This window comes from Pigmentiphaga daeguensis (assembly GCF_039523035.1).
Taxonomy (GTDB): Bacteria; Pseudomonadota; Gammaproteobacteria; order Burkholderiales; family Burkholderiaceae_B; genus Pigmentiphaga; species Pigmentiphaga daeguensis.
The window spans coordinates 1-4,290 of sequence record NZ_BAAAEN010000056.1 but is presented as its reverse complement, the minus strand read 5'-3'; the positions used below and the strand labels follow the sequence as shown (position 1 = coordinate 4,290).

The window sequence follows — 4,290 nt, the reverse complement described above, 5'->3', positions numbered from 1 at the left end:
CGCGATGCTGCCTGCGATTAAAACGGCAGCATGATGTGCCCGGAGCGTTCCACTTAAAATCTCAAAATACTGTCCAAACAACCGGAGCCACCTCTGATCACCGCGTCGTTGAAATCGTAGTTGCTGCTGTGCAGGAAGCAGCCCTGTTCCGCGCCGCCCTGTCCCAGCCGGAAATAGGCGCCCGGCCGCCCTTGCAGCATGAACGAAAAATCCTCGGCGCCCATCGACGGCGTCAGGTCGCGGATGACGTTTTCCTTGCCCAGCATCGCGGTCGCCACGTCGGCCACGAAATTGGCCTCCCGCGGCGTGTTGATGGTGGCCGGATAGATGCGGTCGTACTTGAGCGTGGCCGTCGCCCCGAAGGCGGCGGCGATCGACGACGACAGGTCCCGCAGCCGCGTCTCGACCATCTCCTGCACCGTGCGGCGGAAGGTCCTCACCGTGCCCACCAGGCGGGCCTCGCGCGGAATCACGCTCATCGCGCCGGGGTTGCCGGCCTGCACCGAACAGATGGACACCACCGCGGAATCCAGCGGATTGACGTTGCGCGAGACGATGGACTGCGTCGCGGTGATGATCTGCCCCGCCGCCACCACCGGATCGATCGTCTGGTAGGGGTGCGCGCCATGGCCGCCCTTGCCCTCGATGACGATCTCGAAGCGGTCGGAAGCGGCCATCATCGGCCCGGGATTGATGCCGACCTTGCCGGCCGGCAGGCCCGGCCAGTTGTGGAGGGCGTAGATTTCGTTACAAGGATAGGTGTCGAACAACCCGTCGTCCATCATCGCGCGGGCCCCGCCCAGCCCTTCCTCGGCCGGCTGGAAAATCAGCACCGCGGTGCCGTCGAAGTTGCGCGTCCTGGACAGATAGCGCGCCGCCCCCAGCAGGATGGTGGTGTGGCCATCGTGACCGCAGCCATGCATCAGGCCCGGCTTGCTGGAACGGTGCGCGAAGGCGTTGTCCTCGGCCATCGGCAGCGCGTCCATGTCGGCCCGCAGGCCGATCATGCGGCCGCTGTCGCAGCGCCGGCCGTGGATGATCCCGACCAGCCCGGTCTTGCCTATGTTCCGGTGCACCTCCACGCCCAGCAGCTCCAGCGCCTTGGCAACGATGCCCGAGGTGCGCACCTCTTCGAATCCTAGCTCGGGATGCGCGTGCAGGTCGCGCCGCAGCAGCGTCAGATCATCGTGAAACTTGCGTATGGCTTCCAGCGGCGAACGCAACGCCACCCCAGCATCCATTCCTGCTCTCCGGTCCTGCGGCCGCTCGGCGGCCCGAATGTCAATCGATAACCGGTCCGTCCGGGAGTTCCCCCAGCGCGGTACGACTTGGTGTCAAAAGCTGAATGTCGCCATACCAGCTCTCGGCGTAGCTCCGGGTATTGTCCGTATCGGTCATGACCCCGACGCCGATCAGCGTGCCGGGCTCCTCTCCGAACAATTCGATGTAGTCCTGCACATAGTTGCGCTCGTAGTCCAGCCAGCGTCCCGTTCGCTCCGGGCCGGACTCGACCACCTTCAGGCGGATGCGGGACGTATGGGCATTGGCCAGGCTGGCGCCCACGGGCTTGGCGGAGTCCCAGGTGTAGATCAGGGTGGCGTAGGGCATCTCGCGCCCCAGCAGCATGCGCGCGGTATCGGCCAGCATCTGGTCCCGCAAGGGCAGCTTGCGCCAGTCGCCGTCGAAGGCCAGCACCAAGCGGGCTGGAGCGTCCTCGGTCTCGGGGCGGGAACTGTCGGCCCGGTCGATCATCGCATCGGTGCGCCAGGACCAGCGCACATACGGAGCCTGCGCGGCGGGCAGGTTCACCGGCACCCACATCCCGCTCGCGGCGGACTCCGCCACGGCATGCAACACCGGACGCTCGTGCCCGCCCACGCTGGCGCGCGCGAGCTGGTAGCGGGTCCTGGTCTTGTCGGACCGGATGATCCAGGGCCGCCATCCCGCCGGGGCCTCGCCCACGGCCGAAGGCGATTGGGACAGCATCAATGCCGCGGCGCCATCGATCGGTTCCGCCGGGTCCACCCGCTCGGAAGTGGGGCCGGCACAGCCCGCGAGCAGCGCCGCGAAGGCCAGCGACAAGGCGGATGACCGGATACGAAACGGAACAAATGCAAACATCGGCGGGCGCATCCCGACTGGGTGTAGACGGCAATGTGACCATTCTACCGGCCATAGCGGCCCCCCAAGCGTTGCATCCCCGTCTAAAACCCCGGGGAAACGCCGTTTCTGTTGGAATTTTGTTGTGGCTTTGCCCAGCAAGGCGATATGCTGCGCTCGCGGGGTTATTCCGCAGTTCTGGAGTCTGCCTCTCGCGCACTGCGGTGTGGCCCTGCCAACGATCTGACGATTGAACCCCTTTTTAGGAGTACAGCATGGCCACAGCCAAGAAGGCGCCCGCGAAGAAAGCCGCGCCCGCCAAGAAAGCCGCTCCGGCTAAGAAAGCCCCGGCAGCCAAGAAGGCCGCTCCGGCCAAGAAGGCCGCGACCAAGGCTCCCCGCAAGGTCAACGCCGCCTTCCTCAAGCCCATGACCCCCAGCGCCACGCTGGCCGCCATCATCGGCCCGGCCCCGCTGCCGCGCACCGAAGTCACGCGCAAGATCTGGGAATACATCAAGAAGCACAAGCTGCAGGATCCCAAGGCCAAGCGCAACATCAACGGCGATGCCAAGCTCAAGGAGCTGTTCGGCAAGCCCAGCGTCGACATGTTCGAGCTGACCAAGATCGTCAACGCGCACCTGAAATAAGCAGGCCGCCCCGGCTCGCGGGGCTCCCGCCGGCGCCCGGCCAACGCGGTCCGGGCGCCCTGCAGGTCTTGCCCGGCCTACGAGCCTGCGGCGCCCGCGCCGCGCAGGACCAGTATCTTCCCCTGCCTGGCATCGGTCAGCAGGTACAGTTCTCCCGACGGTCCCATCACGACATCGCGGATCCGGCTGCCCAGATCGGTTAGCAGGCGTTCCTCGCGCACGACTTTTTCGCCGTCCAGTTGCAGCCGTATCAGCGCCTGGCCGCTCAACGCCCCGGTGAACAGGCTGCCGGTCCACGAGGGAATGGCTTGGCTCGTATAGAATGCCAGCCCGCTCGGGGACACCGACGGCACCCAGCTGTACAAGGGCGGCTCGAAGCCCGGCGGTGAAGCCTCCTGCCCGATCCTTCCGCCGCCATATTCTTCGCCATACGTGTACAAGGGCCAGCCGTAGTTCTTGCCAGCCCGCACGACATTCAGCTCATCGCCCCCCTGGGGGCCGTGCTCGACCACCCATAGTTCACCGGTGCGCGGATTCAACGCCGCCCCCTGGGGGTTGCGATGGCCCTGGGACCAGATCTCGGGCAGGGCACCCTTGTCGCCGACGAAGGGGTTGTCGCGCGGCACGCTGCCATCATCGTTGATACGGACGACCTTGCCATGATGCGTGTTCAAGCCCTGCGCGTCCGGCCGGGTCTGGCGGCTGGAGCGTTCGCCCAGCGTGATGAACAGCTTGCCGTCGCGCGCAAAGACCAGGCGTGATCCGAAATGCAATGTGCTGGCGAACTTCGGAGCCTGGCGGAAGACCACCTGGGAATCGGCGAAACGCCACTGGCCGCCGTCCTGCACCAGCTTGCCGCGAGCCACCGCGGTGCTGTTGCCTCCATCGCCCGCCTCCGCATAGCTCAGGTACACCAGGCCGTTGCGTGCGAAATCCGGATGTAGCACGACGTCCAGCAAGCCGCCCTGGCCCCGGGCATCCACCCGGGGCACGCCCGCCACCGGCGCCGAGAGCTGCCCCTGCCCGGAAACCACGCGCAAGCGCCCGGGCCGCTCGGTCACCAACGCGCCACCTTGGGGCAGCAGCGCCAAGCCCCATGGATGCTCCAGGCCCTCGGCCCAGGTGGACAACGTCACACCGGCGGGCAAGGCCGCACGGGCCATCGGTACATCCTTTCCCGGTCGCACAGGCTGCGCCACCGACGCGAAGGCCACTGTCATGCCCAGAGCCAGGGTCCATCCCGCCATCCATCGCACTGATCTCATGTCGTTCTCCTTGTCCGCGATCCTTGCTTGACCGGGAAAAAGGCGCGGCCGTTCCCCTGCGGCGCCACGGGATACGGAATTACAGGAAACAAGAGGTAGGGAAAGGCTTCACGCGAAATGCGCGGCCATGAAAAGACAAAACCCCCGGCCGGGTTTCCGGTCGGGGGTTTTGAGGGTGGGTAGCCTGACGATGACCTACTTTCACAGACGTCCGTCCACTATCATCGGCGCAAAGGCGTTTCACTGTCCTGTTCGGGATGGGAAGGAGTGGGACCACC

4 protein-coding genes and 1 rRNA gene are annotated in these 4,290 nt (G+C 66.0%); 1 reads left to right on the top strand and 4 read right to left on the bottom strand.

The window, feature by feature from the left end; translation table 11 throughout:
- Nucleotides 1–53: 53 nt before the first annotated feature.
- Together ABD104_RS29980 and ABD104_RS29975 are read right to left on the bottom strand one after the other, a co-directional pair.
- Nucleotides 54–1,229: a M20 aminoacylase family protein gene (locus ABD104_RS29980; RefSeq protein ID WP_343928862.1), complete on the bottom strand. Its 1,176-nt coding sequence runs from the start codon at nucleotides 1,227–1,229 to the stop codon at nucleotides 54–56.
- 52 nt (nucleotides 1,230–1,281) lie between these two features.
- Complete coding sequence (locus ABD104_RS29975; protein WP_165963321.1) at nucleotides 1,282–2,121, bottom strand: DUF3047 domain-containing protein; 840 nt, start codon at nucleotides 2,119–2,121, stop codon at nucleotides 1,282–1,284.
- 254 nt (nucleotides 2,122–2,375) lie between these two features.
- Here ABD104_RS29975 and ABD104_RS29970 point away from each other — a divergent pair, with 254 nt between their 5' ends.
- Complete coding sequence (locus ABD104_RS29970) at nucleotides 2,376–2,747, top strand: SWIB/MDM2 domain-containing protein (RefSeq protein WP_087841749.1); 372 nt, start codon at nucleotides 2,376–2,378, stop codon at nucleotides 2,745–2,747.
- 77 nt (nucleotides 2,748–2,824) lie between these two features.
- Here the strand turns inward: ABD104_RS29970 and ABD104_RS29965 are convergent, their stop codons facing one another.
- Nucleotides 2,825–4,012 carry a PQQ-dependent sugar dehydrogenase gene (locus tag ABD104_RS29965; protein ID WP_087841750.1) on the bottom strand — a complete coding sequence of 396 codons (1,188 nt, stop codon included), beginning with the start codon at nucleotides 4,010–4,012 and terminating at the stop codon, nucleotides 2,825–2,827.
- 182 nt (nucleotides 4,013–4,194) lie between these two features.
- Nucleotides 4,195–4,290: ribosomal RNA gene (gene rrf / locus ABD104_RS29960) — 5S ribosomal RNA — on the bottom strand; the annotation flags it as partial.